Origin of the sequence: Tumebacillus avium, assembly GCF_002162355.1 — a bacterium.
In the GTDB taxonomy this organism is placed as follows: domain Bacteria; phylum Bacillota; class Bacilli; order Tumebacillales; family Tumebacillaceae; genus Tumebacillus_A; species Tumebacillus_A avium.
This window is the reverse complement of the sequence record NZ_CP021434.1, coordinates 1,699,364-1,710,000: the sequence shown is the minus strand read 5'-3', so window position 1 is coordinate 1,710,000 and position 10,637 is coordinate 1,699,364. Positions and strand designations below refer to the sequence as shown.

The following is a 10,637-nucleotide window of genomic DNA, read 5'->3' as shown; positions in this document are numbered from 1 at the left end:
CATGCAGGCGAGTTGCAGCCTGCAATCCGAACTGTGAGCGGCTTTTTGGGATTGGCTCCGCCTCGCGGCATCGCAACCCTTTGTACCGCCCATTGTAGCACGTGTGTAGCCCAAGACATAAGGGGCATGATGATTTGACGTCATCCCCGCCTTCCTCCGGTTTGTCACCGGCAGTCAATTGTGAGTGCCCAACTAAATGATGGCAACACAATTTAGGGGTTGCGCTCGTTGCGGGACTTAACCCAACATCTCACGACACGAGCTGACGACAACCATGCACCACCTGTCACCGCTGCCCCGAAGGGAAGGTCTATCTCTAAACCGGTCAGCGGGATGTCAAGTCTTGGTAAGGTTCTTCGCGTTGCTTCGAATTAAACCACATGCTCCACTGCTTGTGCGGGCCCCCGTCAATTCCTTTGAGTTTCAGTCTTGCGACCGTACTCCCCAGGCGGAGTGCTTAATGCGTTAGCTTCGGCACTGAGGGTGGTACCCCCCAACACCTAGCACTCATCGTTTACGGCGTGGACTACCAGGGTATCTAATCCTGTTTGCTCCCCACGCTTTCGCGCCTCAGCGTCAGAAATCGGCCAGCAAGGCGCCTTCGCCACAGGTGTTCCTCCACATCTCTACGCATTTCACCGCTACACGTGGAATTCCCCTTGCCTCTCCGATCCTCAAGCCATCCCGTATCCAAGGCAATCCCAAGGTTGAGCCTTGGGCTTTCACCCCGGACGCAAATGGCCGCCTGCGCGCGCTTTACGCCCAGTAATTCCGGACAACGCTTGCCCCCTACGTATTACCGCGGCTGCTGGCACGTAGTTAGCCGGGGCTTCCTCCTCTGTTACCGTCAGGGTGTGAGCATTCTCTTCTCACACTTGTTCTTCACAGAAGACAGAATTTTACAACCCGAAGGCCTTCATCATTCACGCGGCGTTGCTCCATCAGGCTTGCGCCCATTGTGGAAGATTCCCTACTGCTGCCTCCCGTAGGAGTCTGGGCCGTGTCTCAGTCCCAGTGTGGCCGGTCACCCTCTCAGGTCGGCTACGCATCGTCGCCTTGGTGAGCCGTTACCTCACCAACTAGCTAATGCGCCGCGGGCCCATCCGACAGTGAAGCGAAAGCTTCTTTCTCTTCTCCCTCATGCGAAGGAGAAGCCTATCCGGTATTAGCACTCGTTTCCAAGCGTTATCCCGGTCTGTCGGGCAGGTTGCCCACGTGTTACTCACCCGTCCGCCGCTAACATCTTCGGAGCAAGCCCCGAATCAGTCCGCTCGACTTGCATGTATTAGGCACGCCGCCAGCGTTCGTCCTGAGCCAGGATCAAACTCTCAATAAAAGTTGTTCAACCGAAGTTGAGAAAGTTTGTATCTTGACTCGCAATCATATCTCTGTAACACTCGTTTAGTTTTCAAGGATCAATCGCGTCGTCCGCATGTCTCTCGCGGCGACAAGAGCTAATGTAACACAGAACCTATCTGAAAGTCAACAAGAAGATTTTGCATCACTAGAAAGCATTCTTAACCGTTTCGCACCGGATTATACGTCGCGGCGACAAGAAACATCTTAACATGTCCAGCACTTATCCACAATTCGTGCAGCCAAACAAACCAGAACAAAACCCTGCAACTACAGCATCCCCCCTGAGCAAATCCCTAGTTTCTCAAGCTTTCTCTGCAAATCACCGCTTCCGTGCAGCAAAAAAGTTATCCACCAAACGTCTCGTTATCCCCAACTTATCCACATTACCCACAGTGTTGTCCACAAACTCACAGCGTTTATCCCCATTTCCGCGCAAACTCATCACCCATTCTCCACAAACATACCCCCAATCTGTGCAAAAACCCGAAATTCGCTGCCTCCAACACTCCAACACTCCCACTCGGCACGACTCCCTCGGCACGACTCCCTCGGCACGACTCCCTCGGCACGACTCCCTCGGCACGACTCCCTCAGCACAAAAAAAGGACTTAGCCCGCAGGCTAAGTCCTTTCGCTTCTTAGATATGTCGCATATGCGGGAACAGCAGCACGTCGCGGATCGACGGCTGGTTGGTCAGGAGCATCACCAGGCGGTCGATGCCAATGCCCAGACCGCCCGTCGGCGGCATGCCGTACTCCAGCGCCTGGATGTAGTCTTCATCCATCTCATGCGCTTCATCGTTGCCTTGCTCCTTCTCCACCAGCTGCGCCTCGAAACGCTCGCGCTGGTCGATCGGGTCGTTCAGCTCGGTAAACGCGTTCGCATGCTCGCGGCCGACGATGAAAAGCTCGAAACGGTCGGTGTAACGCGGATCTTCCGGGTTTTTCTTCGCCAGCGGAGAGATCTCCACCGGATGCCCGGTGATAAACGTCGGCTGGATCAGCTTGGTCTCCACGAACTCCTCGAAGAACGCATTCAGGATATGGCCAACTTTCCACGCCTTCTCCACCTGCACGTTGTGCTGCTTCGCCAGCGCATGCGCCTCTTCATCGGAGTGCACAGCTGAGAAGTCCACGCCGGTCTCTTCCTTCACCGCGTCAACCATCGAGATGCGCTTCCACTGCGGCGTCAGGTCCACTTCCACGCCTTGATAGTCGATCTTCGTCTTCCCAAGCACCTGCTCCGCGCAATACGCCACGCAGTTCTCGGTCAACGTCATGATATCGGTATAGTCCCCATACGCCTGGTACAGCTCCAGCATGGTGAACTCCGGGTTGTGGCGGGTCGAAACGCCTTCATTGCGGAATACGCGCCCGATCTCGTAAACGCGCTCCAAGCCGCCGACGATCAAACGCTTCAAGTGCAGTTCCAGCGCGATACGCATATACAGCTCCATATCGAGCGCATTGTGGTGCGTGACAAACGGACGTGCAGCCGCGCCGCCCGCGATCGCGTGCATCGTCGGGGTCTCCACTTCGAGGAAGCCTTGGCCGTCAAAGAAATGGCGCATCGCCTGGATGATCTTCGAGCGCATCACAAACGTTTCGCGCACATCCGGGTTGACGATCAGATCCACATAGCGCTGACGGTAGCGCTGCTCAACATCCTTCAGACCGGCATGCTTATCCGGCAAAGGACGCAGCGACTTCGACATCAGTTCCAGCCGCTCAACGCCCACCGACACTTCGCCTTTGTTCGTTTTAAAGATCGTGCCTTCCACCGCTACAAAATCCCCAATGTCCATCTTGTCAAACAGCTCGTAAGACTCGTCGCCGACGGTGTCCTTTTTGACGTAGATCTGCACGCGTCCCGCTGCGTCCTGGATGTGCGAAAAAGCCGCTTTGCCCTGGCCGCGCTTCAGCATGATCCGGCCGGCAAGCTTCACCGACTGGTTGATCTCCGCCAATTCCTCCTTGGTCTTCTCCTCGCCGAACGCGAGAATCTCCAAAGAAGTATGGGACGCATCAAAGCGCTTGCCCCACGGTTCGATCCCTTTGTCGTACAGGGCCTGCAATTTCTCGCGGCGCACCTGCATCTGCTCGCTCATTTCGAGCGTGGACGTGGATTGCTGTTGTTCTTCTGACATGGGCTCTCAACTCCGATAACTTCTATTTTTTGATTTCCAAAATCTCATATTCGATCATACCCGCAGGTACATTAACTTCAATCTTATCGCCAATCACCCGTCCAAGTAAAGCCCGACCGACAGGAGATTCGTTCGAAATCTTATTTTCGGTCGGATCGGCTTCGGCAGTGCCGACGATCAGGTACTCCATCACATCGCCAAATTCCAAATCCTTGATCACCACGCGGGTGCCGACGCCAACCGCTCCGGTCACCACATCTTCCTCGCGGATGATGCGGGCGTTGCGCAGCATCTTCTCCAGCGTCATGATTCGCCCTTCAATAAAAGCCTGTTCATTCTTCGCGTCTTCATACTCCGAGTTTTCACTGATATCGCCATAACTAATCGCAACTTGAATCCGCTCGGCCACTTCGCGGCGCTTCACCGACTTCAGATGGTCCAGCTCTTCTTCTAATTTCATAAGCCCACCTTGGGTGAGCAAAGTTTCTTTCTCCGACATCCCCGATCAGCTCCCAGTCTCAGTATAAGAAAAACACTGTCAACCTTCCCGCTGACAGTGCCATGATTTGTTTCATAAAAGGTTTCTTTCAAAAGATTATAGTTGCTTCACACTCACCTTGTCAACGTTTCAATTCGCGGGGAGAATCCGGTCTTGTCGAGCAGGTCCAGATACTGCACCGGCGCCAGCTCGCGTCGACTTTCCTGCATCGCGACGAGCAGCGCTTCGATCACGTTGGTGCCGAAGCTGCGCCCTTCCAGATCGGGCGTCGTCGTGACCAGATGTTTCACCCCGCGCGCCCGCAGCAGCTCCACGTCGTCCCGGGTGACGGTGTTGGTCAAGACGATCTTCCCGTCCAGCCGGGCCGGCAAGTGCCTGCGGATAAAATGAAAATCGCCGGCGATGACGTCTGCGCTCAGGTAGTGTTTTGCAAATTTCGCTTGGATCTCCTGCTGCTTCTCCCCGGTCGGATACAAAAAGCGGATCGGCAGCTGCGTGATCATCGGGGCGATCAGGCGGGCGGCGCGGTCCAGCCCTTGCAGCGAGCGAATCGCCAGCGGCAGGCCAAGGCCAAACATCAGGTCGCCAAATACCACTTCGCAGCCGGTCTCAACCAGAGCGGCCGCCATGCCAAATCGGTCAACACCTGAGACGAGCAGCACCTTTTTGCCCCGGAGCGAGATCAAAGGGTGGTCGGCGAGCAGGTGGACGACGTGGCGCTCCAGCGAATTTTTCAGCCCTGAGCCGTCGAGGATCGGGGAGACCCGGGCGTGGCCGGCGATCTCCTCCGCCTCCCGAAAGGTGTAGCGGCGGTTGTTCACATATATGTAGCGGTCGATGCCGCCCATCCCAAAGGCATCGACCTTTCCGTCCAAACTCTGAATGGCGCGGATGACCTTTTTGCGGTCTCCGTCTGTGCCGATCCGTTCGACCAGCACTTCCTGTCCGAACAGCCGGACGATCACTTTATGATTGCGGGAAGATGAACCGAGGGAGACACTCACCACGTGCTTCAAGCACAAAACCCCCATGCGAAAGAGTGACTGAAAAGAAGACCTGCTCTCAAACCCAAGCAACACTTTCAGCAGAAAGGGCACTTACGTTTTGAAAAAGTCTTTCTTCCATCCTCTCCCACACAGGGGTCTTTTAGACAGCATATGCACATCTTCATGCATACCAAAACAACTCGGGTATCACCCTGAAACTCCTCTGCACCAGCAGAGTTTCGCCAGCTTGGCTTAATTCATCACAACCTGATCTTGATGTTTCATCAGGTACTCATAGTACTCGTGCAACGCTTCTTTCAGCGCTTCCGAAGTCTCAAGCAGGTTGATCTTGTCGCGGAACTGGTTGGAATCGCGCAGGCCTTTGGTGTACCATGCGATGTGTTTGCGCATTTCGCGGGTGCCGGTGTACTCGCCTTTTTCCTCGACGAGCAGGTCGGTATGGCGCAGGGCCACACGGATGCGCTCTTCGGCAGACGGCAGCGGAAGCTGCTCACCGGTCGCCATGTAATGCGTCACCGCACGGAAAATCCACGGGTTGCCAAGCGAGCCGCGGCCGATCATCACGCCGTCCGCGCCCGTCTCCTGCAGCAATTGCACCGCTTTTTGCGGAGTGGTCACGTCGCCGTTGCCGATCACCGGGATGTTGACCGCTTCTTTTACGGCACGGATGATGCTCCAGTCCGCCTGGCCCTGGTACATCTGCTTGGCGGTGCGGCCGTGCACAGCCACCGCCTGCGCGCCTGCCGCTTCCACCGCTTTGGCCACTTCGATCGCATTGATGTTGTCATCGTCCCAGCCTTTGCGGAACTTTACCGTCACCGGCTTGTTCGGCACCGCTTTGACGACCGCTTCGACGATGCGCGCCGCATTTTGCGGGTCGCGGGCCAGCGCTGCGCCCGAGCCTGCCTTGTGGACTTTGTTCGCCGGGCAGCCCATGTTGATGTCGACGATCGCCGCATCGGTCTGGGCCACCAGTTCTGCCGCGATGCGCATCGACTCCACGTCACAGCCCATCAACTGCATCGAAACCGGTTTTTCCTCCGGCAGAATGGTCAGCATGGAGCGCGTTTTCGCGTTGCCATGCTGCAAAGCTCGCGTCGCGACCATCTCCGCGCAGACCATGCCCGCTCCCATCTCTTTCGCCAACACGCGGAAAGACGGGTTGCAGACGCCGGCCATCGGCGCCAAGATTACGTTGTTCTCAAGCTCTACATTTCCGATCTTCAACATGAAAACGTCACTCCCATCTATAGACAGCGAAAAACACAGACCTAAGGTTAGAGTCTGTGCCTCGCTCCGAATTCATAATAGCTTCATCTTACCATCTCTCAACTGCTTTTCTCAACCACCAATTGTTAGCGTCTCGCCGCGCAGCTCCTGTTCCGTCACGCCAAGCACGGCGTGGATGGAGCGGAGCAGCTCATTGGAGGGCATTCGGGTGCCTCGCTCGATCGCCCCCACAATGGCGATCGATACATGCAATTTGTCGGCCAATTCCTGCTGAGTGAGGTTCTTCAGCTTTCGGAAAGCCCGCAAACGCTTGCCAATGGTATCTGACATAGAAAGACCCCTTCCTTCCCGTCAACCTGATTGGCCATGTCTGACACGGTTTGCTGCGTAACAGGATGCACCATGCCGCCTGCAATTTCTGCGAGTGGTAGTAGGACAAATGCGCGTTCCCCCATGCGGGGATGTGGTAAGGTGAGTTCCGCCGTGTCCATGACCTGCTTGTCCATGAGCAGGATGTCTATATCTAATGTACGAGGTCCCCACTTGATATCCCTTTGACGACCCATGTCTAATTCTGTAGAACCGGTGATTTTAAGCAAATTTTTTGGGTCCAATTCTGTTTTTATCTCGATCGCCAAGTTCAAAAAGTCGGGCTGGTCGGTCATCCCGACCGGGGCGGTCTCATACAAAGAGGAAATTTTCGTCACTTGAATGCCGGGGTGTGCGTTCAGGCGCGCAATCGCCTCCTGCAAATTTTGCACCCGATCGCCCAGATTGGAGCCAAGCGACAGGTAGGCGGTGCACAGCTCGCGGCCGTTATCGTTCACGGATGACCTCCACCGCCACACCGTTCAAGGGGCCGGGGAACGGCGGCGACGGCTTGGTCACTTTGACCTGCGCCTTCACCACTTGCTCGTACAGGGCGAGCATCCGCCCGGCGATGCGCTCGGCCAGCGTTTCGATCAGCTGCACCGGTTCGCCGTCCATGATCTTTTTGATCTCCTCGTACGCCTCGGCATAGTTGACCGTCTTGCTGAGATCGTCCGTAACGCCTGCCGCTTTCAGCGAGGTGTACAAGACCAGATCGGCATAAAAGCGCTGCCCGAGCCGATTTTCCTCTTCAAATACGCCGTGGTAGCCGTAAAACTCCATGCCGGTGATATAGATCTTGTCCATTGTCTCTGTCCCCTTCGCCTAGCGCACCATCGCGTCGGTCATGCGGGCGACGCGCGCCATTTCTTTTACATCATGCACCCGCACGAGATCCACGCCTTTGGCGATGCCAAGCGCCACCGTCGCAGCCGTGCCTTCGACGCGCTCATCGACCGGCAGTCCCAAGGCGTTGCCGATCATCGACTTGCGCGAGGTGCCGAGCAGCACCGGATAGCCGAGGCCGGTAAAATCGTCCATGCGCTTCATCATGTACAGGTTCTGTTCGTGCGTTTTCCCAAACCCGATGCCCGGGTCGAGGATAATATGTTCATCGCGCACCCCCGCCGCAAGCGCGAGCGCAATCGATTCGCGAATGTCGCGGACAACGCCGGTGATCAAGTCCTGCTCATACGGCGTCTCGCGGTTGTGCATCAAAATCACCGGGCAGTCCAGCTTCGCGCACACAGCGGCCATCTCCGGGTCCTTCTTGAAACCCCAGACGTCATTGACGATGTGCGCGCCGGCCTCAATCGCCGCTTGGGCGACCGATGCCTTGTAAGTGTCGATCGAGATCGGGATCTTCAGCTCCCGCGCCAGGCGTTCGATCACCGGCACCACGCGGCGGCGCTCTTCCTCCGCCCCGACCGGCGCATGCCCCGGACGGGTCGATTCGCCGCCGATGTCGAGGATGTCGGCGCCCGCTGCGATCATCGCTTTGGCATGCTGTACCGCCTGCTCAAGGTCCGCCCATTGCCCGCCGTCAGAAAACGAATCGGGCGTGACGTTTAGGATGCCCATCACCAAGGTCCGGCTTCCCAATTCCCATGTATATTCGCCGCCTGCAAAGGTCAGCGTCTTGTGCCCTTTGGCTTCGAAGCGCTCCAGCACAGCGCTTAGTTCATCGCTTAACTGCTTCAAGCCAAACGGCTGGATCTTCAACTTCTGGATCACTTCGGAAAATTGCCGCTTGGTGCCAAGCAACACGATCGACGAGTCGCCGGCAGTCAGCCCTGCAACATCCCGATGCACCGCCGCGTCGCCGCCCTTGGACAGCATTTCCTGTTTCAAAATGTTCGCCGCCTTCAGGCTCACATTGTCGATGCGGATGACGTACCCGCGCCCTTTGTTCAGCATGATCCGATTCCCGGCTTCCGTCGAGCCGACCAGGCGGAACTCGGAGTACAGGTGCGCTTCGTTTTCAATATGTATCACATACGGATTGTATCTCACGTTCCCTCTTCCCCCTCGCCAAACTTTATCTATTATAGCAAAAAAAGAGCACCCTTTTGCGGGTGCTCTCTGGTATCTTGACGATTATTCGAATTGGAACAAGGCGGTGGACAGGTAGCGCTCGCCGGTGGACGGAGCCACGGTGAGGACTTTTTTGCCTTTGCCGAGCTTCTTGGCGATCTGCAGGGCTGCATATACGTTGCCGCCGGAGGAGATGCCGACGAGGATGCCTTCGTCTTTCGCCAGACGGCGCGCGTATTCGAACGCGTGCTCGTTTTCGACTTGGACGATCTCATCGACTTGGTCGGTGTTCATGATCGTCGGGATAAAACCTGCGCCGATGCCTTGGATCTTGTGCGGGCCCGGTGCGCCGCCGGAGAGTACCGGGGATGTGGTCGGCTCAACAGCCACGATCTGGATCTCCGGGTTCTTGCCTTTCAGTACTTCACCGACGCCGGTGATCGTGCCGCCGGTGCCGACGCCCGCTACAAATGCATCGAGCTCGCCGCCAAACGCTTCGAGGATCTCAGCAGCGGTGGTCTCACGATGGACCTTCGGGTTGTTCGGGTTGTCGAACTGCTGCGGCATGAACCATTCCGGGTTCTCATCTTTCAGCGCTTTTGCTTTCGCGATCGCGCCTTTCATGCCTTCAGCGCCCGGGGTGAGCACGAGCTCAGCGCCGTATGCGCGCAGCAGGTTGCGGCGCTCGATCGACATGGTATCCGGCATGACCAGTACGGCACGGTAGCCTTTCGCCGCTGCCATCATCGCCAGACCGATGCCGGTGTTGCCGGAAGTCGGCTCAACGATGGTCGCGCCTTCCTTCAGCTCGCCCGCTTTTTCCGCTTCGACGATCATCGAGTAGGCGATGCGGTCTTTGACGGAACCGCCCGGGTTGAACGACTCCAGCTTGATGTAGATCTCTGCGTCGTCCGGACCCCCGATGGTGTTCAATTTCACGATCGGAGTCTGGCCGATCAGCTCTGCAATGTTGTTTGCAATGCGCATGAAAAATACCCTCCCCTGTGTATATAAAACCAAGTATTGTAGTTGGAATTACGTTGTATGTTGGTCTTAGTGTATCGTGGAACGGGTTTTTCTGTCAATCCCTCTTCGCATCGCGGACAAGCTCATGCAGTTGTTCTTCATTAAAATGATACTTTTCGTTGCAGAAATGGCAGACCAGTTCCGCCGCTTTGTCTTCTTCGGCGATCTTCACCAGCTCCGTTTCGCCAAGCGAGATCAGGCCGCGGGCAAAACGGTCGCGGGAGCAGTCGCACTGGAAGCCGATCTCGATCTTTTCATTAAACTTGATCTCGCCGGGGATCAAACGCTGCAAAATCTGCTCCGGCGTCTGCCCTTTCATCAGCAGCGAAGTGATATGCGGGAACTGCTTGATCTGATCTTCAATGTAGTTGATGTCTTCGTCCGATACGCCCGGCAGCAGCTGCAGCAGGAATCCGCCGGCCTGGGAAACCGTCTGATCTTTGTCGACGAGCACGCCAAGGCCCAGCGCGGACGGCGTCTGCTCGGACTGCGCGAAGTAATAGAGGAAGTCATCGCCGATCTCGCCGGTCGCCAGCGGCACGGAGCCGACGTACGGCTCTTTCATGCCAAGGTCTTTGATGACAAAAAGGAATCCGTCGCCGACCGCAGCGCCAACATCCAGTTTCTCCACATCGCCAAATACGACGCCGTCTTTCGTCGGCAGTTCGACATGCGGGTTGTCCACATAGCCGCGCACATGCCCTTCACTGTCGGCCGTCGCCACGATTTTGCCAAGCGGCCCGTCGCCGCGGATCTGCAAGGTGACCGTCTCTTTGCCTTTGAGCATCACGCCCATGATCACCGCCATCGTCGCCGTGCGGCCGAGGGCGGCGCTCGCCAGCGCCAGCGCTTTGTTGTTGCGGTCCGACAGTTCGCGGACGATGTCGGTAGTTATACAAGCAAACGCGCGCAGCTTGCCGTCCAGTGCGGTTGCGCGTACTAAGTAATCACTCATGTTGTTATCCTC

Annotated in this window: 10 protein-coding genes and 1 rRNA gene (1 of these 11 cut by a window edge); all 11 read right to left on the bottom strand. The window is 56.7% G+C overall.

The features are described 5' to 3' along the window. Positions 1-1,336 (bottom strand): 16S ribosomal RNA (locus CBW65_RS07945); it reaches 211 nt to the left of the window's first position. A gap of 660 nt (positions 1,337-1,996) precedes the next feature. Next, positions 1,997-3,505, bottom strand: a complete 1,509-nt coding sequence (lysS, locus tag CBW65_RS07940) for a lysine--tRNA ligase (RefSeq protein WP_087456409.1) — start codon at positions 3,503-3,505, stop codon at positions 1,997-1,999. Between the two features lie 22 nt (positions 3,506-3,527). Then, positions 3,528-4,004: a transcription elongation factor GreA gene (greA, locus tag CBW65_RS07935; protein ID WP_087456408.1), complete on the bottom strand. Its 477-nt coding sequence runs from the start codon at positions 4,002-4,004 to the stop codon at positions 3,528-3,530. Positions 4,005-4,117: 113 nt separating this feature from the next. Then, a complete protein-coding gene (locus CBW65_RS07930) occupies positions 4,118-5,011 on the bottom strand; it encodes a quinate 5-dehydrogenase (protein ID WP_232463522.1) in 894 nt (297 codons plus the stop codon). A gap of 231 nt (positions 5,012-5,242) precedes the next feature. After that, a complete protein-coding gene (dusB, locus tag CBW65_RS07925; protein ID WP_087456406.1) occupies positions 5,243-6,241 on the bottom strand; it encodes a tRNA dihydrouridine synthase DusB in 999 nt (332 codons plus the stop codon). Between the two features lie 111 nt (positions 6,242-6,352). Then, positions 6,353-6,571 (bottom strand): helix-turn-helix domain-containing protein, encoded by a 219-nt coding sequence (locus CBW65_RS07920; RefSeq protein WP_087456405.1) that lies wholly within the window; start codon positions 6,569-6,571, stop codon positions 6,353-6,355. Beyond that, positions 6,526-7,047 (bottom strand): 2-amino-4-hydroxy-6-hydroxymethyldihydropteridine diphosphokinase, encoded by a 522-nt coding sequence (folK, locus tag CBW65_RS07915; protein WP_087459162.1) that lies wholly within the window; start codon positions 7,045-7,047, stop codon positions 6,526-6,528. Before folK ends, CBW65_RS07920 begins: the two co-directional genes overlap by 46 nt. Positions 7,048-7,057: 10 nt before the next feature. Next, positions 7,058-7,417: a dihydroneopterin aldolase gene (folB, locus tag CBW65_RS07910; RefSeq protein ID WP_087456404.1), complete on the bottom strand. Its 360-nt coding sequence runs from the start codon at positions 7,415-7,417 to the stop codon at positions 7,058-7,060. Between the two features lie 18 nt (positions 7,418-7,435). Further along, positions 7,436-8,623, bottom strand: a complete 1,188-nt coding sequence (gene folP / locus CBW65_RS07905) for a dihydropteroate synthase (RefSeq protein ID WP_087456403.1) — start codon at positions 8,621-8,623, stop codon at positions 7,436-7,438. Positions 8,624-8,707: 84 nt separating this feature from the next. Next, positions 8,708-9,631 carry a cysteine synthase A gene (gene cysK / locus CBW65_RS07900; protein ID WP_087456402.1) on the bottom strand — a complete coding sequence of 308 codons (924 nt, stop codon included), beginning with the start codon at positions 9,629-9,631 and terminating at the stop codon, positions 8,708-8,710. A 94-nt stretch (positions 9,632-9,725) separates the two neighbouring features. After that, on the bottom strand, positions 9,726-10,625 hold the full coding sequence (gene hslO, locus CBW65_RS07895) for an Hsp33 family molecular chaperone HslO (protein WP_087456401.1): 900 nt from the start codon (positions 10,623-10,625) through the stop codon (positions 9,726-9,728). Positions 10,626-10,637: the final 12 nt, after the last annotated feature.

Bases quoted from the DNA above. Each gene is read 5' to 3' on its own strand.
- lysS (WP_087456409.1), bottom strand. From the start codon at position 3,505: ATGTCAGAAGAACAACAGCAATCCACGTCCACGCTCGAAATGAGCGAG.
- greA (WP_087456408.1), bottom strand. From the start codon at position 4,004: ATGTCGGAGAAAGAAACTTTGCTCACCCAAGGTGGGCTTATGAAATTA.
- dusB (WP_087456406.1), bottom strand. From the start codon at position 6,241: ATGTTGAAGATCGGAAATGTAGAGCTTGAGAACAACGTAATCTTGGCG.
- CBW65_RS07920 (WP_087456405.1), bottom strand. From the start codon at position 6,571: ATGTCAGATACCATTGGCAAGCGTTTGCGGGCTTTCCGAAAGCTGAAG.
- folB (WP_087456404.1), bottom strand. From the start codon at position 7,417: ATGGACAAGATCTATATCACCGGCATGGAGTTTTACGGCTACCACGGC.
- cysK (WP_087456402.1), bottom strand. From the start codon at position 9,631: ATGCGCATTGCAAACAACATTGCAGAGCTGATCGGCCAGACTCCGATC.
- hslO (WP_087456401.1), bottom strand. From the start codon at position 10,625: ATGAGTGATTACTTAGTACGCGCAACCGCACTGGACGGCAAGCTGCGC.